General features: G+C 57.4%; 18 protein-coding genes and 1 other RNA gene. 8 read left to right on the top strand and 11 right to left on the bottom strand.

Annotated features, from left to right (window positions below; genetic code table 11):
• Window positions 1-95 precede the first annotated feature (95 nt).
• Both hsdR and AC0IXA_RS21185 read right to left on the bottom strand, forming a co-directional pair.
• Window positions 96-3,569 carry a type I restriction-modification system endonuclease gene (gene hsdR / locus AC0IXA_RS21190; protein WP_471814445.1) on the bottom strand — a complete coding sequence of 1,158 codons (3,474 nt, stop codon included), beginning with the start codon at window positions 3,567-3,569 and terminating at the stop codon, window positions 96-98.
• 406 nt (window positions 3,570-3,975) lie between these two features.
• Complete coding sequence (locus tag AC0IXA_RS21185; protein WP_471814444.1) at window positions 3,976-4,848, bottom strand: BrxR family helix-turn-helix transcriptional regulator; 873 nt, start codon at window positions 4,846-4,848, stop codon at window positions 3,976-3,978.
• A 119-nt stretch (window positions 4,849-4,967) separates the two neighbouring features.
• Between AC0IXA_RS21185 and AC0IXA_RS21180 the strand changes: the two genes are divergently transcribed.
• From AC0IXA_RS21180 to AC0IXA_RS21145, 8 genes are all read left to right on the top strand, one after another.
• Window positions 4,968-5,222, top strand: coding sequence for a hypothetical protein (locus AC0IXA_RS21180; RefSeq protein ID WP_471814443.1), 255 nt, complete (start codon window positions 4,968-4,970; stop codon window positions 5,220-5,222).
• A 10-nt stretch (window positions 5,223-5,232) separates the two neighbouring features.
• Complete coding sequence (locus tag AC0IXA_RS21175; protein ID WP_471814442.1) at window positions 5,233-6,285, top strand: ADP-ribosylglycohydrolase family protein; 1,053 nt, start codon at window positions 5,233-5,235, stop codon at window positions 6,283-6,285.
• 477 nt (window positions 6,286-6,762) lie between these two features.
• Window positions 6,763-7,050: a hypothetical protein gene (locus tag AC0IXA_RS21170; RefSeq protein WP_471814441.1), complete on the top strand. Its 288-nt coding sequence runs from the start codon at window positions 6,763-6,765 to the stop codon at window positions 7,048-7,050.
• A gap of 234 nt (window positions 7,051-7,284) precedes the next feature.
• On the top strand, window positions 7,285-8,601 hold the full coding sequence (locus AC0IXA_RS21165) for a hypothetical protein (protein WP_471814440.1): 1,317 nt from the start codon (window positions 7,285-7,287) through the stop codon (window positions 8,599-8,601).
• A gap of 39 nt (window positions 8,602-8,640) precedes the next feature.
• On the top strand, window positions 8,641-11,154 hold the full coding sequence (locus AC0IXA_RS21160) for a dynamin family protein (RefSeq protein WP_471814439.1): 2,514 nt from the start codon (window positions 8,641-8,643) through the stop codon (window positions 11,152-11,154).
• The gene (locus AC0IXA_RS21155; RefSeq protein WP_471814438.1) at window positions 11,151-12,068 is read left to right on the top strand and encodes a diguanylate cyclase regulator RdcB family protein; all 918 of its coding nucleotides are present in this window, start codon (window positions 11,151-11,153) and stop codon (window positions 12,066-12,068) included. Before AC0IXA_RS21160 ends, AC0IXA_RS21155 begins: the two co-directional genes overlap by 4 nt.
• 11 nt (window positions 12,069-12,079) lie before the next feature.
• On the top strand, window positions 12,080-13,153 hold the full coding sequence (locus AC0IXA_RS21150) for a patatin-like phospholipase family protein (protein WP_471814437.1): 1,074 nt from the start codon (window positions 12,080-12,082) through the stop codon (window positions 13,151-13,153).
• A gap of 14 nt (window positions 13,154-13,167) precedes the next feature.
• Complete coding sequence (locus AC0IXA_RS21145; RefSeq protein ID WP_471814436.1) at window positions 13,168-13,728, top strand: hypothetical protein; 561 nt, start codon at window positions 13,168-13,170, stop codon at window positions 13,726-13,728.
• Between the two features lie 327 nt (window positions 13,729-14,055).
• Here the strand turns inward: AC0IXA_RS21145 and AC0IXA_RS21140 are convergent, their stop codons facing one another.
• From AC0IXA_RS21140 to AC0IXA_RS21100, 9 genes are all read right to left on the bottom strand, one after another.
• Window positions 14,056-14,331, bottom strand: a complete 276-nt coding sequence (locus AC0IXA_RS21140; protein WP_471814435.1) for a hypothetical protein — start codon at window positions 14,329-14,331, stop codon at window positions 14,056-14,058.
• Entirely contained in the window at window positions 14,328-15,308 is a 981-nt protein-coding gene (locus AC0IXA_RS21135) for an integrase domain-containing protein (RefSeq protein ID WP_471814434.1), read from the bottom strand. Before AC0IXA_RS21135 ends, AC0IXA_RS21140 begins: the two co-directional genes overlap by 4 nt.
• Before the next feature lie 952 nt (window positions 15,309-16,260).
• Window positions 16,261-17,517, bottom strand: coding sequence for an integrase domain-containing protein (locus AC0IXA_RS21130; protein ID WP_471814433.1), 1,257 nt, complete (start codon window positions 17,515-17,517; stop codon window positions 16,261-16,263).
• 187 nt (window positions 17,518-17,704) lie between these two features.
• Window positions 17,705-18,093: a transfer-messenger RNA gene (gene ssrA, locus AC0IXA_RS21125) on the bottom strand.
• Window positions 18,094-18,191: 98 nt separating this feature from the next.
• Window positions 18,192-18,470 (bottom strand): hypothetical protein, encoded by a 279-nt coding sequence (locus AC0IXA_RS21120; protein ID WP_076565773.1) that lies wholly within the window; start codon window positions 18,468-18,470, stop codon window positions 18,192-18,194.
• Between the two features lie 129 nt (window positions 18,471-18,599).
• On the bottom strand, window positions 18,600-21,410 hold the full coding sequence (locus tag AC0IXA_RS21115) for an FAD-binding and (Fe-S)-binding domain-containing protein (RefSeq protein WP_471814432.1): 2,811 nt from the start codon (window positions 21,408-21,410) through the stop codon (window positions 18,600-18,602).
• Window positions 21,407-22,078: a LutC/YkgG family protein gene (locus AC0IXA_RS21110; RefSeq protein ID WP_212615288.1), complete on the bottom strand. Its 672-nt coding sequence runs from the start codon at window positions 22,076-22,078 to the stop codon at window positions 21,407-21,409. Before AC0IXA_RS21110 ends, AC0IXA_RS21115 begins: the two co-directional genes overlap by 4 nt.
• Window positions 22,075-23,532 (bottom strand): LutB/LldF family L-lactate oxidation iron-sulfur protein, encoded by a 1,458-nt coding sequence (locus AC0IXA_RS21105; RefSeq protein ID WP_471814431.1) that lies wholly within the window; start codon window positions 23,530-23,532, stop codon window positions 22,075-22,077. The genes AC0IXA_RS21110 and AC0IXA_RS21105 overlap by 4 nt, the downstream gene beginning before the upstream one ends.
• Entirely contained in the window at window positions 23,529-24,353 is an 825-nt protein-coding gene (locus AC0IXA_RS21100; protein WP_016771777.1) for a (Fe-S)-binding protein, read from the bottom strand. Before AC0IXA_RS21100 ends, AC0IXA_RS21105 begins: the two co-directional genes overlap by 4 nt.
• Between the last annotated feature and the right edge of the window lie 109 nt (window positions 24,354-24,462).

Raw genomic sequence — 24,462 nt, 5'->3', positions numbered from 1 at the left:
TTTGGACGCCGGCCAACGAGCGGATAACTCGGGTTTCCGCTCGACCAGGATTCGGATGGACACCTGCTGACTGATCTTCGTGTGAGTACGTCAGATCATGCCGCAGACCACAAATTGTCGTTCAATGTTTCCAGCACCGCATCCAGTTTTCCGCCAAGATAACGATCCAGGACTCTGCTCCCACCATCGGTCCGGAATGCGTCGTTGACTTGCTGCGGGTCTATCACCACCTCATGCACCAGCTGTTTGGCAAGGCGATCTAGCCAGCGGCGCTGTACTGGGGTCCAAGCCTGCATGACATAGATGCGTTTCATGGCCTCTGCAACGCGTTGATCGAACGGCAGCAGCGCCTCACCAATAGCAGCCTGGCGAATATAGCCGAGGATGCTGGCAGCGATTTCTTGGTTGGTCTGGCTCCGCCAGGCGCTTTTCAAGCTGGCTTCGCTGAAACCGTTCTGATCCAGCAACAACCGCACCTCGCGCAAGTGTTCGCGAGTCAGATCCTTGGGGCGGTTGACCACTACGCCTAGCGCGGCGGACTGGTTCAACTGGTTGTGGATGAATTGGTGGAAGCTTTCCAGAAAGTCAGCCGGCTTCTGATACTTACCATAGTTTTGCTCACGTACCACGAGCTCGTCTTCGTGCGCGGAGATGATCGGATACCGCTCCGATCCAAGCAGGACACTGACAGCAGCCAACTGGTTGATCAATTGGCTATGTTGGCGAACGAAGTGGGCGGCTTGCTGCGGTCCGAGCTCATGCAAATGGGTGTGCAGTTTGCCAGGGGCGACTCCCCAGGCATCCTGCAACTCGTCGAGCTTCTGTTTGATGGCCGGGTTGCTTTCGGCTTTGTGCTCGGCTTTGCGCAGAATGCGCATGACCCTTTGGTTCAATTGGTCGAGCACGTCATGGGCGTGACTGCTGTCTTCCTGGCTGCCAGGGGCGTCGTGGCTGGCGTCGTCGGTAAGCTCACCCACTAATTGCTCCAGGGAGATATTCGGGTTCTTGACCAACGGCTTCATGGTGTCGACTTCCTCCAGGCTGGCATAGAGGTCGACGGGGTCATAGATGCGAAATACCGTTTTACCTATTTCGTCACAGCGGCGGGTAGCTCGGCCTTTCATCTGCTCATAGAGGATGCGCGAGCGCACGCGGCGCATGAACACCAGATTGCAGATGGTCGGCACGTCGATGCCGGTGGTCAGCAGGTCAACGGTGATGGCGATACTTGGGTGCGGTTCGTTCTTGTAGCGGCGAATAAGTTGCTCGACCTTGTCGCTCTGGCCAGTAATGATGCGTACTGTTGCTTCGTTGTACTGCTCCCCGTAAGCGGCCTTGAAGGCATCATCCAGCAGGTTTTTCACGCGCTCCGCGTGAGCCTGACTGACGCAGAAGATCATGGTCTTCTCTTCGCCGAAGGGGTCCAGTTCCTTGGCCAGTTCATCGCAGATGACCTTGTCAAAGGCGGGTGTAATGACGCGGCGGTTGAACGACTCAATATTGAAGTTGAGCTCGTCGTCCAGTTCCGCTGTATCGACTTCACCTGTCTGGGTATTGATGACACTGACAGACTCGCCCTTTTCAAAGCGGATGCCACGCTGGGTAAGCTGGGTTTCGTAGCGGATCGGTGGCTCGTGGTCGATCAGCCAGTCGTCGGCCACGGCCTCCCGGTAGCTGTAAGTGAACACCGGCTTGCCGAAAATTTCGCTGGTCTGTTTCGCCGGTGTAGCCGTGAGACCGATACGGCAAGCATCGAAATAATCGAGCACGCGACGGTACTGCGAGAGGTATTGGCTGGCATCGCGCACAACCAGTTCGCCTTCGGTCATCTCCTGGTCGAGGGTGTACCCTCGGTGGGCCTCGTCGACGATGATGCAGTCGAACTCTCCCACAGGCGGTGGGTTGTCCGAGCGGAAAATACGGCTGACCATGGCTTGCACCGTGGCCACTTGAACACGGGTTTCCGCTTCGGCAGCCATGTCGCCCAGCGCTCTGATGTCGTAGATCTGGGCCAGTGTGTGATTCTGCTCAAGCGTGGTGTCGTTGAATGAATCAATCGCCTGCTGACCAAGGGCACTGCGGTCGACCAGGAACAGAATGCGTTTGAAACGCTCGGCTTTGAGAAAGCGGTACATCAGGCCAATGATGGTGCGGGTCTTGCCCGTGCCTGTCGCCATCGCCAGCAGGCAGTTGCGCTGATTGCCTGCCAGCGCCTGTTCTACGGCCTTGATGGCTTTTTCCTGGTAGTCGCGCAACTTCAGATAGCCAAAGCCTTCCTTTGCCAGCTTTTCCTCAGCCTCTGCCTTGCTGCGTTTGAGCAGGTCGAGGAGGTCACCAGGCGTGTGAAAATCTTGCAGTGGTCGTCGGGTGTTGGCAGGGCTCCGCAAATCGCGGAACCAGGTACCGGATTGTTCTGCAAGTTGCTTGATATAGGGGCGACCATTGCAGGCAAAGGCAAAGGGCACCTGGAAGTGACCGCTGCTGCCGTCATTCCAGGGCTGGGATTGACCCGCCAATGGCCAAGGCTGCAGATGTTCAGCGCAAAGCCTGAATTCGCGGGCGTACCGCTCGGCTTGGGTAATCCGGTCGGCAACATTGATGCTTTGACGTTTTGCTTCGACAATGGCGACGGGTACCAGGCCGGCGAACAGTACGTAGTCGGCGCAGGCTTTCGGGCTACTGGTGGGCCATTCGGCGATAGCCTTGTTTTTGCCTTTCTCCGGGCGCGCACCTTTGCTGTAAGTGAGCTCTAAGGAGTCCGCTTCCCAGCCAGCGTCGTTCAACTGTTGGTCGATGAGGATACGGGTAAGATCCTCCGAAAGTTGGAACTTGCTGCTGGCCTTCTTGGTTTTCTCTGCAACTTGCTTGCTGGCCTGCGGCTGCGCGGCGAGTTGCTGTTGCAGTGCCTTGAGACTTTGCTCATGTTCTGCGCGCAACTTGATCAACGCCGCTTCGTGCTCTGCTGCCAACTGCTTGTGATTTTGCGACTCGGCATCCATCTGCTCGGCGAGGACCGCGTATTCCTCTGCTTCGCGCTTGAGCAGCGTGCCGAGTTGCTGGTTGGTTTCCAGCTGCTGGCTGGACTCGCTGAGCTGCGCCTTTAGTTGTTCAATCTGGCTTTGCAGGTCGCGTAGCGAAGTGCTTGGGTCACTGGGCGTGATGAAGGGGCCGGGTTTGAAAGATTTGGTGTTCTTGCCAAATGACTGGTGGTACCAGATGGCCAGGGCACGCGCCACCCTCAGCCCATCCATGGCCTCGCGGTGCTGCGTACGAAACTCGTGAGTGGCTTTGTTCCCTTCCACGCGCAAGGTGTGGAACAGACTACGAATGTTTTGATCCAGTTGGATCTCACGGCTGAGTTTGTACAGCAAGTCGGACTGGGTAGTGTGGGCATCGAATTCAATACCGGCACGGCTGGCCAGATCCTGGGCCAAAGCTTCGCCGAGCTGGCGCAGTTTGATTAGAGTGGTGTTTGGATCGCTGGCGAATGCCTGCTCGGCCGTGCGCGCAAGTTGAAGAAACACGGGATCGTGTTCTTGGAGAAAGGCAAAGTTGCTGCTTGCTGCCATGGTCGTTCCTTCGGTTTCGTGGCCACTCTATGCGCAAGTCTTGCAGTGCGAGTGCGTAAATGGCTTTAGCTTAACCAAGGTAGTGTGGGTTTGGCCATGGCAGAGTGCCATTCGACTGGGGAGATGCTGGGGACTATGTGAGTCTGCCGTCTCGGTAGGAAAAGAGGTAATAGAAGCTGCGAAGTATTAACCGCCTGGCGAGACGTAGCCAAGCACATGGTGCATGCCTGAAATCAAGGGGTGGAGGCGCTACGCAACGCATAAACGGCCTCGCATTTGCGAGGCCTGGATGCAGCCATCACCGAGGCCGGCTTTTCAGGACCTCGTCCGCCAGCCAGTTGCCGGATACAGATTGGCCGCTCCGAGTTATTGATGCCCAGAAGATCTAAGAGAATGCAGTGGCGGATTATTCATACAACCAAGGCTTCAACTCATCCAGATTGCTCACCACGATCTGTTGCGCCGCGGCTTTGGGTTCGAGTTTTTTCGGGTCGATCTGAAAGCGCTGTAGCACGTATTTGACCAGTGCCCTGCGGGTAGGGATTTCCAGTACACCATTCTGCATCCCGAAATCGGCTTCGATGATCGCTTTCTGTTCGAGCGAAAGGCGTGAGTCGGGTGCGATGACGACCGCCACCTCGCTGTTCCAGTCCTCGTCCTTGTCGATCAGATTCTCGGTCTTGCGCTCGTAGGAGGGTTCGCCACGCAAGCGGCTCAGCACGAAATCCCGGTACTTGCGGTTTTTCTCGCAGTACGCCCGCACGTGCCAGCGCATGCCGGTGTAGATGAGTGTGTGGGGGGCGATGAGACGGACTTCCGGTGTCGGGTTGGACAATGAAACGTACTCGACTTCGATCACTTCACTATCACGACACGCCTTGAGCAGTGGCCGCAGGACTTCGGCGCGAATCGTGCGGTCCGGCACTTCCAGCACCTTCGTATGCGCATACGCCAGGGCTAGCCCTTCGACATGTGGCGCGCGGGAGTGGGTCTGGTTCAGCAGGTGCAAATAGGCGCTGGCACTGTCGTCGATGAAACGCGGAGCGAAGCCTTCGCTGGGTACGTAGCCCTTGGCTTTCTTGTCATATGTAAGATTTTCAGGCGCATGGTCGTTGATGTAGGTGTTGATGTCCTTCGACGCCTGCTGACGGCTGATCCCGAAGCTCTGGATCAAGTGTCCCGTGGTCAGGCGGCCTTCCCACCATGCAACCGTTTCGATCAAACGGTAGCGAAGTGCCAGATCCCAGCGAACCTGCTCGATGTCTTGTGTGCGCTTCATGCCCTCTCCATGTGCGTGATTTGTTTACCTGTATAAGTCTACATTCTATACGTGTAAGAAAACACTACATATTCTGGCTCCGTCTTCGAGACGAATCGAATTTACGAAAGGAAGTGGAAATGACAACGTCGGATGCAGTTTCGACAGGGGTTATGGTGACGATGGCAGCGATTGCCGTGGTGCTGCTGGTCCAGTATCTGAAGTTGCAGAACATCTGGCAGTTGATCGTCGACTGCAAGAGCAAGATGCGCTGGGCGCAGATTCAGGAAACGGAAAACAAGGAGCTGCGTTCGGCGTTGCGAGCGGAAAAGGCCCATGTCGAGCAACTCAGGAGAAAGCTGGACCTGCTGCAAGCGCTGATTCCGGCCTCGTAAGGACACACAGATGAACAGAATCGAACGGATCAAAGGCTGCCTGCTTGGCGGCGCAGTGGGTGACGCATTGGGTGCTCCTGTTGAGTTTCTTGAATGGAACGCCATCCGCGCCACCTTCGGCGCGCAAGGTATTGTCGACTACGCACCGGCCTCTGGCCGACTCGGCGCCATCACCGACGACACACAAATGATGCTCTTCACCGCCGAAGGTCTGCTGCGCGCTTATGTGCGCGGCAGCTCGCGGGGCATCTGCCACGTACCCAGTGTCATCCACCATGCGCTGCTGCGTTGGTTGATGACCCAGGATTACTCGCCGAACACCCACGTCAGTCTCGATGGCTGGCTGGTTAAAGAGCGCGCACTGTGGTCTCACCGCGCACCGAGCAACACCTGCCTCAGCGCATTGAAGGCGAGCAGACACTTCGGCCAGTTGGCCGAAAACAACAGTAAAGGCTGCGGTGCAGTCATGCGAGTTGCGCCGTGCGCCTTCTTCGGTAACGCATTCGACTACGCCGCAGACTCCGGTCGCCTGACCCATGGCCATCCAACCGGCTACATGGCAGCCGGCCTTTCCGCCGACATTCTCCAGCGCATGGCCGACAGACAAGACAGCCTGGAACACGCCATCACCGAAAGCCTGGCCAAACACGGCGACAAACCTGGTATGGAAGAAACCCGCGCCCTTATTGAACGCGTGCTCTTCTACTACTACGAAGGCTACCGCCCAACCCCGGAACGCATCGACGAATTTGGCGGTGGATGGATTGCGGAAGAAGCCCTGGCGATTGGCATCTGGTGCGCACTGACGGCGCCATCTTTTGAGCAGGGTGTGACCAATGCGGTGAACCACAGTGGCGACAGCGACAGCACTGGCTTAATTGCCGGGCACTTGCTTGGCATCCAATACGGACCGGCAGCGATTCCTGCTCGTTGGCTGGATGGATTGGAGTTGCGCGGGGTGATCGAGAAAGTGGCGGAGGATATTGAAAGGGTGCCAAGGGATTATTCGGGGTATGGGGGAGAGTTTGATCAGTCCATCGAAATGCAATATCCAGGGAGCTGAATATGCCGATCAGACCTCATCCATTCACCTTTGAGTGCGGTGATTGTGGCTGGAAAAAGACAGTGGCGCCCAAGAGTGATTGCCTGGGGCCGGGGGATTGGTTCGAGCGGTGTCCGAAATGTGGGAACGAAGCGCTGAGAATGCGTACGGCCAGCGGACTAGAGAGGATTCTGCTTGAGCTCTGGCCGCGTTGTTAGAACGTTGGTCGATGTCTGGTGTGATGGCATTTTGGTATCTGCCTGGGCATAATCGGACCGCCGCTGCCAAAGCAGATTGAAGTGATTCATGCACAGGGAAGCGCTTGCGGCATCCTTCCCTATGCCAGATTGATGGTCTTGGAACCACAGGCGAACACATGCCTTTGGCTCCCGGACGTGGATCGGCCTGCACGTTTCACGCTTTTTCAAATGATGACTTGGGCGAGTTGTACCCGAGCAGATCCTGCGCGGGCTTCGTCTGAGCGAATATAGGTGAAAGATGGGTGTAATAGTTGGTGTTTTCGTATTCCTGATTGCACTGGGCGCCGTTATCAGCCTTGTCGAGAAAGGCGCTCAAGGTGCCAGTTCCCGCGTACTCCGTCCCTATATCGGTTTGTTACTGATCGCCGGATTGATCGCCGGCATGGGCCTAGTGCTGGGCACCATGTTCCGTGGCGTTGAAGACTACTTCTTCATGGTCGCCAAAGGCGTTGCGGTATTCACCGGGGTCGTTGTGTGCCTGCAATTGATCATTGTGATTGCAAAACGGTTTTTTGTTGCCGGCTGAGCTGAACACCGAGCTTTGCCCGATTCTCTTTATGGGTTTGCAGGTGATTCATTCATGTCGACAGAAAGGCTCTGCCTAAAGGTTTTCGGTGTATCAGCACATAAGGTGTGTACATTGCCCGGCTCGCCGTTTACCGGAGTGCTACTACGCCTGAGAGTTTAAAGGCGGCGCATTTTCCCCCGAGAGCGCCGGACGAGTCCGTCGCGAGTAGCTCTGAAATCGAAAGGAATCAGCATGACGCAGTTGGTGGTGCACACGATATCTCGTGCCTGGTCGCGCATGGGAGAGCTGGGTCGGCTTCGGACCCCTTCTCAACGCTGCGAATACATCGTTGAAGATTTCGCCGATGACCTGGTGATTGTATTGGTAGCCGCCAAACGCCACGTCCTACTCAGGTCGGCCTTCGAAGCTGCACTGAATTACCTCCACCAAAACGGCCATGGGATTGAAAATCCGTGTCTGATCAAGTCAAACAATGACCCGACGCTATCCGGCCCGCTCTGCCTTGCCAGTAGAGTCACGTTGACCGGGGCGTATGGCCCGCGAAATATCAATTACGTGGTGCCAATTCTGAAAGCACTCGGCCTGGTCGATATCCGAACCTCGACGCCTAATTCCGTCTGGCTCGGCACGCCACTTGCGTCCAATGATCTTTCATTGCCGACGCCGGTACGACGGGTCGAGAAAGGCTTGCTCACTGCCCGACAATTTGACTTTTCGCACTATCTGAGCGGGTTGTGGACAGGCGCGGCAGGTTCGTTTTCGCATCGTTACAAGGTGAGTAGGCACCATTCCTGGAAAGACTGGAAAACTCGGCACGGCGTCAGCGAATGGTGGTGTCAGAGCTTGAGCCAGGCAAACGAGCACTATTGCTGGCCTGAAAAAGCAGCACCGCATGATTTTGCGAGCATCGCAGCTGAGCTGCGCAAGAGCCTGGCCGCCAATGATGATGCTGCTGCGTTGGTCGCGTGCAAGGCGATCTTTGCCTGGGGGGGCGTTGCGCGAAAGGCTGATGATGCTTCTTTGCTGTGGGTCCAGTCACAAGCGGCAGCCAAAACCTTGTGCCGTTCAATCCTGAAATCCGTTGAGTTGCTTAACCCTCGATCCGCAGAGCCACTGAAAGACTTCAACGGAGAAACATTGTTGATGAATTCGGCGATGACCAAGATCTATTCCGCCGCGGCGCCGGACAGCTTAATCATTTATGACGGTCGTGTGGGTGCCGCATTGGGGTTGTTGACGCGCAGTTGGCTCATGGCAAACGTTGAACGCACAGTTCCTGCGGACTTGGCATTTCGCTGGGGCCCGAATACCAAGACCAAGAACCAAAAGGATGAAACGAGAAATCCTTCGAAAGATCGCCTCATTTTTACGAATCTCTATACCGCCTCCAGTGAACTTCCTGCACGCAACAGGGAGTGGGCTGAACTTGTGCGGATGAGCAGTCGCCTGCTGGGGGCTACGCGAGAAATACTGGGTACTCAAGGCTACACCGTGACATTAGGCATGTTGGAGCGTTCGCTGTTCATGTTGGGGTATGACGTCCGCTAATAGCGCGCAGTGAGTTTTGAAGTTCCTGAGGTGTTAGCCATGTTCCGTTCGTCAAGTGATGCATTGGCAGCAGCTGTGGATAAAGCATTGGCAGATTCAAGGGCCACAATCCGGGCCGCTAATTTTCAAGGAGATCAGATGTACGAGCAAAATATCGAACTGCTGCGGGAAGAATCCCTTCGTTTGCTTGAAGTGGAAATCGATCTGTTGCAACGAATGAAGGGCGCAGACGGGGTAGTGGTCGACGAGCATGGCCATGAGCACCAAACCTTTACCCAGGCCAGTATCCAGAAAGATCTGGAAATGCTCCGGGGCGAAGCAGACAAGCTTCAGCGTCTGGAGATGGTGCTGGCCGTTGTCGGGACGATGAAGGCAGGCAAGTCGACCACGATTAACGCCATTGTCGGCACAGAGGTGCTGCCTAATCGAAATCGTCCGATGACCGCTCTGCCGACGCTGATCCGTCATACACCCGGTCAAGCCGAACCCATTTTGCGTTTGGAAAACAACGGCCCGATCAACCGTGTGGTCGCTGAGCTGCATGAGCTGTTGCGTGGCCCCGCCGGGCAGCAATTGCCGTACGAGCTGATTGATGACAAGGATATGCAGTCTCTGCTGCGGCTAATTGAGGAGAATGGGCGGTTCGATAACTGCTATCAGGGGCCTGAGGCCATTTTCTGGTTTCTCAGAAGCTTGAATGATCTGGTGCGCGTGGCGCTCGAGTTGGGCGTGGACTTCCCATTTGATAGCTATGACGAAATACACGAAATCCCTGCTATTGAAGTCGAGTTTTCCCATTTGGCCGCAACGCCAGAAAGTTTGGGGCGTCTGACATTGCTCGACACGCCCGGCCCGAATGAGGCTGGCCAGCAGCATCTTCGCAAAATGCTCGGCGAGCAACTGAAAAACGCTTCGGCCGTTTTAGCCGTTCTGGATTTCACCCAGCTCAAGTCCGACGCCGATCAGCATGTAAGGCAGGAGCTGGAGCGAATCGCTGATGTAGCTCAAGGGCGGATGTTTGCGCTCGTCAACAAGTTCGATGAGAAAGACCGCAACAGCGATGATGAGGCGCAGACCAAACGCCTTGTTGCTGATTCATTGCTGGAGGGCCGGCTACAGCATTCTCAGGTATTCCCCGTGTCGTCAAAACTCGGCGATCTTGCCAACCGTGCACGACGCGAGCTGGCACTCAATGGCCGCTTGCCGACGATTGTTGGCGAGCAGAACGCCTGGGTAGCGGACTTCGGTAAAGCAGCGTTCGGCATGTTTTGGACGAGCATGGTGACTGATCCGGAAACCGTGAAAAAAGCGGCCAACGCACTCTGGGATGCATCGTTGTTCGCGGGCCCTCTGGATCAGATCATTCGCAAAGCCCACTCCGGCGCGGCGACACTCGCCGTGGCTTCTGCTGCCGCCAAGCTCGCTGACATCGCGACCAGATTGAACAACTTTCTCTCTGTTCGAGAGGCCGCGCTGGGAAAGGACGTCGAAGAGTTGAGCGAGCAGATCAATTCCCTGCGCAATGACATAGAGCGTATCAGCGGCCTGGAGGCCAAGACGCGAAAGGATGCTGAGCGTGCCTTGCAAGCCATTGATGGAAAAATGGACAAGGTCTTTTCTGATATTCGTGCCGCCATCAGCGCCCAAATTCAAGAGGGATTCAAAGCTGGCAAGGAAACCGAAGAGCAACAGACTCAGGAGCGCAAAAGAGAGTCACTGACCGGGCTGTTCTCGATACTTACTGGCGCGGGTAGCCCACGGAGGTTGCAGAGACGGCGTACGACCTACGGCTATGAATTTGATGAAGACACGCCTGTCATCAAACTCAGCGACCGGGAAAAGGCTAAAGAGATTACGCAAGGTATTGAAAACGGCGTCCGGGAAATAATCACGCTCAATGAAAGGCGTTTAGTCGCGGAGACTGAGCTCATTCTGAGAGATTTTCATGCCTTGTTCGAGCAAGGCATTTCAACTCAGGCCAGTGAGATCATCAATGATCTCAACCAGCGTCTGAACCGCAGTGGCTTTTCCATTGCAATCAAACTACCGCCCATGCCAGCACTTTCAATGCGCCCGTCCAGTGGAGAGCTTTTGGGTGAGGTTATCGAAAACAAGCAGCGGAGTGTGACCCGTCGGCGCCGAGCCAGTGGCTTGTGGGGTGGAATTTGCAGCTTCTTTGATACGGATGACTGGGGTTGGGAAACCTACTCGTCAAGAGAGGAATACTTTGAAATCGACGTCAATAAGGTGAAGGCCTCCATCGAAAAGTGCGTCGCCGATGTGTTCGCTGGTTTGGCGAGTGCCACGGTCGAGACCATCGCCAAGCCACTCGAAGCCAGCGTTGACAGCTTCTTTGATGAACTCAGGCTGACCGTCGAGTCTATTCGCAGCGACCTGAATCAAAGTATTCGCGACAAACAGTCCGATCAAGGGCAGCAGCAAAGACTGGGTGAACTGCTGGCAGGCTTCAAACGCCATGTTCCCGGTATTCAGCAAGACAGTGAGGCACTCAAGCGTGATGTACCTCTCACGGGCGCAGGAGTAAGCGCATGACTGACAGTAGGAGTGAGAGCGCGGCAGTAGCGCCCGACGCCGAAATTTGCCAGATACTGACGTGTCTGCCCGAAAAGTTCGTGGTGGATTTTGCCAACGGCATTGATGTCGCGCGTGAACGTCAGCGTTACATGGCAAAGCGGGATGGATTTTTCGCTCGCCTTTACGACGGCTTTACCGGTCAGGGTGATCGCAATCAGGCTGAGATTAACGCAAGCCTCACCGATGGTGTGGAAGGTGCGTTGAACTGGTTAAAAGATTTGAGCGAGTCGCTGGCAAAAAGCAACCATGCGATTGTTCAAGTCAACGCCCGGGTCAACGCCCTCAAGCATGACGTCGCCACCCTCGTCGACTTTTCGATAGAGAGCCGTCAGGCCATTGATCTGCTTTCGCAACGCCTGGATGAACGTTGTGATGAGCTGGATCGCAATGTCGCGAGGATTGACCGGCTACAGCAGGCGCACCTGCACCTGGACGACGTTTTCGGTAAGTGGGGAGCTGGGCGGTTCAATACGTTCACGCTGTCCGGACGCTGCTATGCAGCGCTCGAAGAACTGCGCTGGGGGGCGTTTGGCGACTATTGCCAGACAGTGTCCGGGCACGAACGGCAAAAGCAGCTTGAGCGTCTGGCCAATCGGGCAATCATTCAGATGAACAAGGATGCAGGAATCAGTCAGGGCGAACGTATCGCGACTCGCGACCGGTGGCTGGCTCGTCCTGTTGGCGGTGTCGTGTCTGCTGATGGCGAAGATGCTATCCGTTATCTGGGGGACTGGACGGATCCTCATTCCACACCGTTCGCATTTGCGGCCTCGCAGACGCCGGAAGAGTTGCCTGTGCATCTGCCACGCATCATTGGCGCCCCTCGCGTGACGGAAGCCATGATTAGTGAACTGTTTCTGGAGGCTTCATGATGAGTGCGCCCATGAAAGTCGGGTTGGTGCTTTCCGGTGGTGGGGCCAAGGGGGCCTATCAGGTCGGTGTGCTCAGAGCCTTGCGTGAGCTCGGCACCCGTATTGATGTGGTCTCCGGAGCCAGTATTGGCGCCCTCAATGGCGGCGTTCTGGCTTCTTCTCCATCACTAGATGTGGCTATCGAGCGCCTTGAGGCCGTTTGGGAACGATTGGCCAATGAATCCCCGTTGAGCATGAAAGCTCCTGGGTATCTTGCGCTGCTGGCTGCAGCGGGCCTGCGGGTTCAGGGTGCAGGCGCTGTGCTGGCGCTTGTTCACGCCGTAAAGAAAATAGCCGGGGCGTTCGATTACGAACTGCCGAGCTGGCTTGATGGGCTGGACGAAGGCTTGTTGGACGACCAGCCGTTGAAGCAGCTAATGGATGAATTTCTCGACAGCCAGCAGTTGGCGACAGGGATGCCGCTCTATGTGTCGTTGTATCGCAGCAACGGCGGGCTTCAGGACTTGGCGTCAGCATTCATGGCCGAGGTCGGGCTGGGCAATACACCTGATTCGGAATTCGTGCATATACAGTCCCTCAAGGAAGACCAACGCAAACAGGCGTTGCTGGCTTCGGCGGCGATCCCGCTATTGTTCGCTTCCCGCAAACACGGTGAGCGACGCTACTCGGACGGCGGCCAAGGTGGCTGGCATACGATGCAGGGTAATACGCCAATCACCCCATTGCTGGAAGCTGGCTGCAACCTGGTGATCGTCACTCACCTGAGTGATGGATCGCCTTGGAGTCGCCAACGATTCCCGGATGCGACCATTCTGGAAATTCGTCCCCAGCAAAGCCTGAGCCGAGCTACTGGCCTCATGAGCGGGGCTCAGGACTTGCTGGGTTTTGATGTCGATAAGATTCCCACCTGGATCGAGCAGGGTTATCGGGACACCCTGCATTGCGTTGGGCGCGTCATGGAGGTGCAGAAGAGTCGTAATGATCTACGAGCGTCGGAGGCCGCTCTTGCAGGAATGAGCGTGGAGTCGGCTAGAGCCGACAGCGTGCTGGCTGACGCGATGGCGCGCCTGACTAAAAAGTCTTGAAAGGAACCAGGGCAATGGCGAATGTGCACATCGAATGGGATTGGCTTCACTGGAACTGCAATCAGACGTGGGGTAAGTATGTTTGGCCAGAGTTGCAAAGTAGAGGGGTGAAGCTACAGGACCTGGAGCGATGCGTGTATGTGATCAGGCTCAATGGTCTGTTCGCGATCCAGTATCCCAAAGGCATCTCACCCACGGTTTACATCGGCGAAGGTAATTTCGAGCAACGGATCACGCAGCACAAGAACTGGTTGCTTGAGCTGGCCGATTTGCAGGGCGACTACGAATTTCTCATTGCTTATTGCTTCCCAAGGGCGAGGAATGCCTCCAAGGTTTACTCCGAGTTCGAAGCGATGTTGATACATGAATTTCGAGACATCTATGGCTCGGCGCCTTTGCGAAACAAGCAAATGGAGTTTCAGAAAGCCAGCCATGCATTTGGCCCGATCGACGAAATTCGCAGCGCCATCATGATTGGCCGTGGCATGCGCTTTCATTGGTCGGTACAGCCGATGAAAAGCTCGCCCATGTACGATGTATACCAGAGAACCATTCTGGAAGAGTTGAGGGTTTAGCGCTTAAGCCCTTGGCCTGCCACGGTACCGACGGGTACGAGGGAGAAAGGTTTTGTCATCCCTCGTACCCGTCGGTCCTCAACGATCACGATGTCAGCACGGGCCTAAGACGTTCAAACCGATGCTTTGCGACTTCGCTTGCCCAAGTGCAACCGGAGCCCAGTCCCTCCCCATTTTCTTTGAAATCAGGAGGGCAGTCAGCCGGTAGTAGTACTTCACGCGGACGAGTGCAACGCTAAATGACCGATTAGCGAGTTCGGGGGCTGTCAGCAGGGAAGAAATAATCCCGATGTCCACTGAAGGGCTTGATGACCCCTAGAGGCGTACTCAGAGATTGAAAGCCCATGTTTTTTGTAAACGACGAGCGAGAAGCCGCACGGTCAGCAAATAGTGATATCGCGTTGCCTCGCTGCGTAGTTTTAGGCGATGCTCAAGAAACCAAGCCATGTGCTTTTTCTGCCAAGCCCAAGGTTTTTCTAGCCGCCAGCGTTCAGATATCTCAGCTTGGATGAGCTTCGCTTGTCGTAAATGGCGCTGCCGAGTTGCGTACGACCCCGTCAGCACCGCAGCCAAGAACAGCTCCATATCGAATTGCTTACTCATCTACGACCTCCAATGTAGGCAGCGACCACATCGATCCGACCGTGCCCAAGCTCATAGCTGATTTGCCTGCGAGCCTCACGATCAAGGGTCTTATCTATCTCGCAACATGGGCCACCGTTGATAGGTGCGCGGTGTTGGGTGATTTGCTCATAGCGCTCACAAGCGTACGCCGCTCTTAGCTCATGGAAGCCTTTCAGGTTGTGTACATGCAGGATGTCCCGTGCTGGGCGGATGGTTTCCTGCAGCACACTAAGGTAGCTTTCGTATGGAGCAATCAGGTTGCGGCTACCCACAGGCGACACCTGCTGTGCAAACCCAAGCGCCTCGTGAACATGGTCGTCCACCGCAATCCAACGGGGTGCCGACGCACCGGCGCGGCCGCCTTTGGTGCCATCCTGAATATTGATCCTGCCTAGGTCGTTAGCCTCACGACTTAGCCGTGGCAGGTCGGCCAAGATAGCCTCACGCAAGCGCATGCCGGTGGCTCGCGCCAAGAGAATGATCGCGGCGGCCCGTCTCTGGTCACGACTGCAAAGTGCATCGACGATCTGCTTAATCTGTTCGCGGTCTTGGCCCTGAGGCACCGACTGGCGAACTCCGGTGCGCTGCATACCCAACGCCTTACTCGGGCTTGGCAATTTCACGCACTGATCACCGCGAAGCGCTGCCATGGTCCTGTTAACGCTGGATAGCCGGTTTTGTGCAGTGCTGATGGCGAGGTCACCGTGCGCTACAACGTCGCGCAGGTACGCCGCATAGTCGGCCAACACCTTCCGATCAATCTGCCGTGCATCATTGATACAGGGCCCTAGTTCGGAACGGCACCATTTGACGAATGCCTGCCACCGATCACAGTGCGCCTTGACCGTGCCGTAATGACCGCCGCCGAACATGTCTTTCAGCGCCTGCGGCCCTGCGTAACTCAATTGCCTGCCATAACCGAAATTGCGGCCATCGCGCTTACCCACCAGTGCCATGTCGCTCACCTCATCTTTCGATCTCCGATCCTCGCCCCACGTCATCCCGCCAAGAATGCTGAGTGTTATCAGGGATCAAGGCCCCTGCGACCTGTGGGGAATGTCCACTACGCGGGACTGACGGCTCCTTACAACCGGGAGCAAGGGCATCTCATGATCTGGCCTCCTTAACACCGTTACCGGTGGGCGGGTGGAGGCAGTGCTGGCTGACTAAACCAGCGCCTGAAGATCCTGAGCCGGGTGAACGCAGCAATGCGATGACCGGGGCATGCCTGACTGTCAGTCAGGTGCAGTCCATTCCGTGGTCTGCGGCACCATCATCTACAACGCTGTTGCTGGTGACATCGGCGTTTGTCACGCCAATTGTCACGAGGGGAGTTGCCGCAAAGCCAAGTGAGATGAGGGCTGCAGCAGTGGTAGGAGCGCCCGTCTCTTTCCAGGAGAAAGAGACGGGCACAGGTTGGCGCAAGATTCGGCCAAGCGGATAGGTTGCTGCAGAGCAGCGAAGTAGAAAGTGTTGTCTGGCGCACGAGGGCCATGATCTGAAGTAGGCATCCATCACCGGGGAGGTGACCGGGCGAGCTGCCGGACGCGAATCGCCTTTTGGGGGGAACCACCGCGGGAGCGGTGTGGCCTTCAAGGTTCGGGCCACCTGGGTTGCTGTCATCGACAGCTCTTGCACGGCCAGTTCTACGCCTGTGGATAAACCCGGTCAAGGTTCGAAATTCAGCGCCACTTTGGACTTGAACAACGGTTATCCACCGGTGGAATTCCGTGGTAAATCCTGGACAAAGTGGTCGCTTTTAGCCCTTCAAAGTGAGGTCCATCCAAACAGGGCGGCTTTGCAGCCCTGTTTGGATGGACCCGCGCTGAGAAGCGGATGAGCGAGGCTGCTCGCCCTGAATCTTGAACGCTCAGTTGTTGTTGCTGCCGTTATTGCGCCTGCATAGCGCTAGCGTATCGGTACCACGTTCTTGTCTCTGATTTGGCCGTATGCTGAGGCGAGCAGGCTGCCGGTCGCGGCTTTCTGGATGTACTCACTCCACCAGGCCATCATCGGACGCCGGCGCTCAATGTAGTCGGCGCGGTTGTAGGCGCTGCGCACCTCATCCTTATCTACGTGAGCCAGTGCGACTTCAATGAGCTCCGGATCCCACCCATGCTCATTCAAGATGGTGCTGGCCATCGAGCGCATGCCGTGGCTGACCAAGCGATCCTGGAAGCCCATGCGTTTCAACGCCATGTTCGCGGTCTGGCTATTGGCGTGGGTGCGCGGATTTCTATCGGCCGGGAAGACGTATTCGCGATGGCCGCTGTGGGTCTTCAGTGACTCCAACAACGCGACAGCGTGATCACTCAAAGGAATGCTGTGTGGGCGGCGCTTCTTCATCCGCTCCGCAGGGATAGTCCAAACGCGCCTTTCAAAGTCGATGTCTGCCCAGCGAGTAGTCGCCGCCTCGGCGGGGCGAGTCATCGTGTGCAACTGCCATTCGATCAGGCAGCGGGTGGTGCGTTTGATACTGGCGTTCGCGATCTCCAGCATGAGCTCGGGGAGTTCTTCGGGCGGAAGCGCAGCCATGTTCTCTTTCTTGGGCTTCTTGAATACTGCCCTGATGCCGGTGAGCGGGTTGGCGAAGATCAGGCCGGAATTTACGCCGTAGGTCATGATCTCGTTTAGCCGCTGGCTAAGGCGCTTGACCGTCTCCAGGCTGCCTTTCGCTTCGATTGGACGAAGCAATGCGATCACCATCGGCGCGGTGATTTTTGCGAGTGGTGTCGTTTTCAAGTCAGGGAATACATGCAGCGTGAGCGACCGCCAAATGTCCTCGGCGTAGGCCGGGGTCACCGAGTCTTTTTTGAGCTCGAACCAAGCGGTGGCCACATTCTCGAAGGTATGTTCCGTTTCTGCCCGTTTGGCTTCATTCAACGTATTGCGCTGCACCTTCGGATCGATGCCTTGGGCGAGCAGCTCGCGCGCTTCGACTGCCTTCTTTCGTGCGTTCGCCAGTGACAGTTCGGGATAGGTCCCGAAGCCGATGTTGATGCGCTTCTTGGTAACCGGCTCGCGGTAGTTGAAATTCCACAGCAACGAGCCATTGCTGCGTACTCGAAGCTGCAAACCATCACCGTCAGTGAGGACATAATCCTTGGACGCGGGTTTGACTCCCTTGAGCTGTCGATCGGAGAGGCGGAGGTTTTGAGCAGGCATGAGATTGTCCTCAAGCACTGATTCGGTATTCCAAAGATTAGCACCGGGTGGACTGGAATACCGCCTGGAATACCCGAACGGCTGGAACTCAAAAACTTTCAAAAGACCGCAAAAGCGCTGGAGGCCGCGTATTTGCTGGGTCGCAGGCACAAAAAAAGACGTCCATGGACGTCTTTAGATGATGAAGTGGTGGAGCCGGGGGGATTTGAACCCCCGTCCGCCAGTACTCCGCTGTCGGTACTACATGCGTAGCCGTGTCTATTAAGTTAACCCTCAGCGACCCGACGGGCAGGGTGCTTTGGGCGAGTTGTGTAAGTTTTAGCCGCTTCGTCCACAACGTACTGCACGGCGATTCTGTTCTATATGACAATCATTTCGGGTTTACAGACATCCCCTGATGATTGCTGGACCCGAAGGTACCAGGAGCATTGTCAGCTGCAATTAAGCAGCGAGAGCAACACCGTATTGGTCGTCATTGGCAACTATAAGTAGTTGCAACAGTGGATTTACGACTTCTGTTACCAAGTCGGCATGCACCTAGAGTTTCGCAACCGGCGTCGAATCCTAAACGGCCCCGAACTCATTGCCCGGTGAATCTGATCGGGCAACAAGCGTGCACAGTGTACGTCAATCTGCCGACGAGGCCAACCCGCAGGTTGGCCCGTCAGCATGGATCAGTTGTTGGTGCCGGTCGATTTACGCAGTTCCACGATGGTTTGCGAGGTTTCGGCAACGCAGTCGTCGATTTTGCCTTCGGCTTTCAGCGCTTGGGCCTTGCTCACGCTGGTTTCGGCGCGCTGGCTCAATTCCGGATTCGCCGACAACTGCCCTTTGGCGTTGTTGATTGTCTGGATGTTGGCATCGCACAGATCGGCAGGCTTGTCTGCGGCGAACGAAGTGGACGCCATCATCGAGGCAGTAACGAACAGACCTAACAGTACAGAACGCTTCATGTGTATCTCCTTGAACTGAGGGATCCAGGCTTCGCTGACCGCTGGGCGAGCCACCGAATGGAGGAAAAGCCCCGATTTTTCGGGGCCTGTTCTGTGGATTGCCGTCTCGCTCAAGAGTTCTATTTTTTTTCAGACAGCCTTCGCCCGTGTCACCCGATCCACCAGATAAACCAGCCCGTGGTAGTCGATGCCACCGTGCTGGGTCAGGCCGATTTCGCAGGTGCGGCTGGTGGAAATACCCTCGCTGCAGTGCTGCACGGCGTCCTTGAGCGTACGCAGCGAATGGCTGTTCAGCTCCGGTGTGGTGAAGCCTTTGTCGCCGGCAAATCCGCAGCAATGTATGCCTTCAGGAATCACCACGGTGTTGCTGCATTTGCGCGCCAGATCGATCAGCGCCTGGCTTTCGCCCAAGTGTTGAGTGCTGCAGGTCACGTGCACGGCAATCGGCGCTTCCTGGGGTGTGAAGTCCAGACGATCCAGCAGATGCGTACGGATGAAGCGCACCGGATCGTACAGATCCAGTCGTGTTTCGCCGATGTCCTGAACCAGTCGCAATGTACACGGGCTGGTGTCGCAATAGATCGGGTCGAGGCCGCCGCGACTGGCGTGGAGCAGGGCGCTTATCAGCTCCTGACGTTTGTGTTCGGCCTGTTCAGCGTAGCCCTTGGAGGCGAACGGCTGGCCGCAGCAGAGGTTGTCCTGGTTGTCGGGAAAGACTACCTGGTAGCCGGCCTTTTCCAGCAGGCCACGGGTTTTGTCGTACAGCGACATCTGTTCTTTGTCGCCCGCCGCCGGGCCCATGACCCGCGAGACGCAAGCCGCCAGATAGACCACGCGCGGGCGCTTGTCGGAAACGCTCGGGCTGAAGCGAATGGCTTTTTCCGGTTGTGGCATGGCGTTGGTCCACAGCGGCACCTGGCCTTTGGACAAGCGCGTCAGCGTTGCCGACAACTTTGCGAGACGCGGCGCACCGAGCATCATCCGCGCACCGTTGGCGACATGCAGGGTGAAGCGCGCGCCTTGCAGGGTCTTGGCGAAATTTCCTTCGATCCAGTCAGCGGTTTTCTGATGCGTGGCGTGTCGGCCACGGAGCTTTTTCACCAGTTCGCCGGTGTTGATGCCTACAGGGCAGCGTTGCGCGCACAGGCCGGTCGCGGCGCAGGTGTCGATGCCTTGGTACTCGTAGGCTTTTTCCAGTTCTGTGGTGTCGACGCCGGCGCGCTTTTTCGCCTGGATATCACGCCAGATGACGATGCGCTGGCGCGGGCTCAGGGTCAGGCCTTTCGATGGGCAGACCGGTTCGCAAAAACCGCACTCGATGCACTTATCCACAATCTCGTCCGCCGCCGGCAGCGGTTTCAGGTGCTTGAGGTGGATCTGCGGATCTTCGCTGAGCACCACGTCCGGATTGAGAATGCCGTTGGGGTCGAGCAGGCGTTTGAGCTGCCACATCAGTTGATAGGCGTCGCTGCCCCATTCCAGTTCCACGAACGGCGCCATGTTGCGGCCGGTGCCGTGTTCGGCTTTCAGCGAGCCGCCGAATTCCACCGCGACCAGTTGCGCGACGTCGTCCATGAACGCTTGGTAGCGTGCGATTTCTTCCGGGCTGTTGAAGCCTTGGGTGAAGACGAAGTGCAGATTGCCTTCCAGTGCGTGTCCGAAAAGGATCGCTTCGTCGTAGGCATGTTTGTCGAACAGCTCGATCAGGCGATTGACGCCGATGGCCAGTTGTTCGACCGGGAAGGTCACGTCTTCGATGATTACTGTGGTGCCGGTTTTGCGCACGGCGCCGACGGCGGGGAAGGTGTCTTTGCGGATGGCCCAGAGGCGGGCGTTTTCCACCGGGTCTTCGGTGAAGTCGACCTGCTTCTCTACGGGGAAATCGCGCAGGGACGCCATGATTTGCGCCAGTTGTTCCTGCAGCAATGTCGACGAAGCGGCGCGGGATTCGATGAGCAGCGCGCAGGCATTTTCCGACAGCAGCTGTACGAAAGCGGGCATGCCTTTTTTGTCCTGCACCGAGCGCAGACTGCGTCGGTCGAGCAACTCCACCGCTGACACCGGTTGGCTTTTCAGCACGGTGACCGCGTTGCAGCAGGTCTCGACATCGGGAAACACGATCAGCGCCGAGGCCTTGTTCGGGTGATCGATGACGGTGTCGTAAGTCACCGCGCTGATAAAGCCGAGGGTGCCCTCGGAGCCGACCAGCAGGTGGCTCAAGATATCCACAGGCTCGTCGAAGTCCACCAGGGCATTGAGCGACAGGCCAGTGGTATTTTTCAGACGGTATTTGTGGCGAATTCTTGCGGCCAGTTCGGCGTTGGCGCGGGTCTCGCGACCTAAAGTCGCCAAGCGTTCGAGCAGGTCGCCGTGGCTTGAGCGAAATGCCGCGACGCTGGCAGGGTCCTCGGTGTCGAGGCGCGTGCCGTCGGCCAGCACCAGACGAATCCCGGCCAGGGTGTGATAGGTATTCTGCGCGGTGCCGCAGCACATGCCGCTGGCGTTGTTGGCGACGATGCCGCCGATCTTGCAGGCATTGATCGACGCCGGGTCCGGGCCGATCTTGCGCCCGAACGGTGCCAGCCAGGCATTGGCCTGCGCGCCGATCACGCCCGGTTGCAGGCGGATCTGCGTGCCCTGGCCGCGAATCTCGCGGGCGTTCCAGTTATCCCCAAGCACAATCAGCACGGAGTCGCTGATCGCCTGCCCGGACAGACTGGTGCCGGCGGCGCGGAAGGTCACCGGCACCTTGTCGCGCTGGGCCAGTTGCAGCAGCGCCACGACTTCGTCTTCAGACTCGACGCGGATCACCAGTTTCGGAATCAGTCGATAGAAACTGGCGTCGGTGCCAAAGGCCAGGGTCGACAGCGGATCGTCGAAGCGCCGGTCTGCTGGAATCAGTCGCTCGGCATCACGCAGGAAAGCAGCAGGAAGACTCATTGATCCTCCAGAATCAGCACGACCAGATCTTTAGGGCCATGCGCGCCATACGCCAGGACCTGTTCAATATCGGCGGTTTTCGACGGGCCGGAGACCAGCAGCGCGTTGGTCGGCATGCCTTGCGCCCATTCGAATTCCTCTTGCACCTGATAGAAGTTGTCGCGGATTTCGCTGGCCTTGAGCAGGGCGAAATGCACCGGCGGCACCAGGCTCATCAAGCGCGGTTCCTCGCGGGTAGGCCAGATGATCAGGCTGCCGGTCGCGGCGATGGCACCGAGGGTGCCGGTGAGGCTGGCCGGGGTGTCGTTGAACAGTTCGGCTTTCCACTCTTCCATCGGCCGGTCGTAGGATTTCAGTGCAGGCAGCTCGGGATTATTCGCCCAGTGCTGGGTGATGCGTTGCCCGTGAGTTGTTGTCGGAGCGATCAGCAGGCTCGGCAATTGGCGGTCGCGCAGCAGTTGCGCCAGTAATGCCGGCCACTCGGCGCCCGAGGTCAGGTGGATTTCGGTGTGCACCGCTTCCATCAGTTTGCGCAGTTGCGGGATGCGTTGCTCGGCGCTGTAGGTGTAGGGCTGGGTGACCAGATCGACGTCGAAGTTGTCGGCAATTGGCGTGGTGCCGGTCAGACTTTTCCGCAGTTTGCCGAGGATGTTTTGCTTGGCGCTCATCGACGCTCTCCCTGTTTGGCCAGATGCTCGCGGGCCATGTCATGCAACGAACGCGCGGCCGGTTTTGGCGCGCTGTGGTTTTGCGTCCATGGGCCGACATTGCTCGGCGTAAGGGCGCGCAGGCGCGTGGCGAAAAAAGCGAACAAGCGGTACAGCGTCGGCGAGCTGTTGAGTCTGGCCCAGGCGTTCCAGATGAAGCGCTCCTTGCGCGAATATTTGCTGCCCTGGCCGCGCATCACCTGATTCGGTGCGTCCGGGGCTTTGACGTTTTCCTCGCGCAGACGGCGCAGGATCGCCGGGATCGGAATTTTCACCGGGCAGACTTCACCGCAGGCGCCGCACAGTGAGGACGCGCTCGGGTGGTCCGGAACCTTGGCCAGGCCGACCATGTGCGGGGTGATGATTTTGCCGATCGGCCCTGGATAGACCTCGCCATAAGTATGGCCGCCGACGCGGGTGTAAACCGGGCAGTGATTCATGCAGGCGCCGCAGCGGATGCAGTTCAGGGTCTGGCGCAATTCACTGTCGGCGAAGGCCTGGCTGCGACCGTTGTCGAGCAGCACCAGATGAACTTCCTGCGGGCCGTCGAGTTCATGCTCCTTGCGCGGGCCGGAGATCATGTTGACGTAGGTGGTGATCGGAATGCCCAGCGCCGAGCGCGTCAGCAGTGACAGCAGCGGCACCACGTCGCGCAGGTTTTCCACGACTTTTTCGATGCCGGTGACGGCGATGTGCACCGGGGGCACGGTGGTGGTCATCCGCCCGTTGCCTTCGTTTTCCACCAGCAGCAGGGTGCCGGTTTCGGCCACGGCGAAGTTGACGCCGGAGATGCCGATGTCGGCTTCGAAGAATTTCTGCCGCAGGACCCTGCGACCGATCTGAATGAGTTGGTCAACGTCCTTGGTGTATTCCACGCCAAGTTTGTCGTGGAACAAGGACGCGACCTGACCGGCATTCTTGTGGATCGCCGGCATAATGATGTGTGAAGGCTTCTCGTGGTCGAGCTGGACGATGTACTCCCCCATGTCGGACTCCAGACATTCAATGTCCCGAGCCTCGAGGAAATGGTTCATCTCCATCTCTTCGCTGACCATCGATTTGCCCTTGATCACTTGCCGCGCCTCGTGAGCGCGGATGATCGATAAGACGATGCCATTGGCCTCGTCCACCGTTTCCGCCCAGTGCACTGTCACACCGTTGCGGGTCAGGTTCTGTTCCAGTTGCTCGAGCAGGTCGGGCAACTTGGACAGCGCGCGGGCCTTGATCGAATTGCCCAGTGCGCGCAAGTGTTCTCTTTCGTGGGCATCGCTGAAAGCCGCTGCCCGCTTGGTCATCAGTGAATCCATGGCAGTGCGGAAGTTGTTCCGCAGCTGCTGATCACCCAGGGCATTGTGTGCCCGGGTGCGGAAATCTTCTTCTACGGCGACCGTAGGAATAATCGTCGAGGTGCTCATTGCGCACCTCCGGTTCGCTGCCAGAGGAAGCTCGCCAGATGTTGCCCGCGCAACGCTTGCTGCTGTTTCTCCAGAGCGCCGTTGATGTTCATCAAACAGCCGCAGTCGGCACTCAGTACCTTGTGCGCGCCGGACTCCTTCAGCGCGCGGGTCTTGTCAGCCACCATCGCGCCGGAAATGTCTGGCATACGGACGCTGAATGTCCCACCGAAGCCACAGCATTCGCTTTCGTGGTCGTGATTAACCCGCTCCACGTTGCTCAACTGCGCCAACAACTCGCGGCCGTGCAGGTGGGTGTTCATTTCGCGGCGTGCCGAACACGAGGTGTGCAGCGCGACTTTCACCGGTTCGCCGCTGTCCTTGAGCTGCACCTTGCAGACGAACAGCAGAAACTCGGCCAATTCATAGGTGCGCGCTGCGAGCGCCTGCACCTGTTTCAACGTCTCCGGCTCGTCCTTGAACAAGTCGGCGTAATGCTCGCGCAGCATGCCGGCGCAGGAACCCGACGGCACCACCACCGGATAATCGCCGGCAAACAACGCCAGTTGCGAGCGCGCTACCGTCCGCGCCTGCTCGGTGTAGCCTGAGGTGTAGGCCGGTTGGCCGCAGCAGCTCTGCCCTTGCGGATACTCGACCCGGATCCCTTCGCGCTCCAGCAGATGGATCGCGTCCATCCCGGCTTCGGGGTAGAACAGGTCGACCACACACGTGCCGAACAGGTAGACCCTCGACGGTTTCTCGCTGGGGTATTGCCGAGGTTCGGGCAGTGGCGGTGCCACGCGGGTCGCGTTCGGCACGGCGTTGTAAAAAAGCTCGCTCATCAGGCGTGTCTCCGGGTGGGCCCGGTTATCCGTCTGCTGCGGCTGCCGAATATAAAGCGCATTGCTTTCAGCAGCCTTACAGACCCGGTGGTGAATTGCTGACGCCGGA

The sequence above is a fragment of the Pseudomonas sp. AC083 genome (genome assembly GCF_979253165.1).
Note: the sequence above shows the minus strand (reverse complement) of the source record. Positions and strands in the feature narration are given on the sequence as shown.